Below are 247 nucleotides of genomic sequence, written 5' to 3'. Positions count from 1 at the left end.
CGGCACAGCGTCACGCGGGCCTGGACGGCGCGCTGCTACGCAAACGCGCCGAGGTCTATGAAGCGGCCAAGGCCGCGCGCCCGGAGCGCTGGAGTGGCGATACGCGAAGCTGGGCGCCAGTGACGACCGTACACCTCAATCCCGAAAAAAGTGTCACGGAAGCCGTCACCAAAAAGGAGAAAAATCAAGCACTCAAAAAAGCAGCGTAAAAATCGTATTTAGGCGACAACTAGCTTGCAAATTTCCG

1 pseudogene is annotated in these 247 nt (G+C 57.9%); it reads left to right on the top strand.

From position 1 onward, the window contains the following. Positions 1 to 209, top strand: a pseudogene (locus F1735_RS35195) (hypothetical protein); the annotation flags it as partial. Positions 210 to 247 lie beyond the last annotated feature (38 nt).

The sequence above is a fragment of the Massilia genomosp. 1 genome, from assembly GCF_011682185.1.
Lineage (GTDB): Bacteria > Pseudomonadota > Gammaproteobacteria > Burkholderiales > Burkholderiaceae_D > Telluria_A > Telluria_A rubra.
This window is presented reverse-complemented; position numbering and strand designations above follow the sequence as displayed.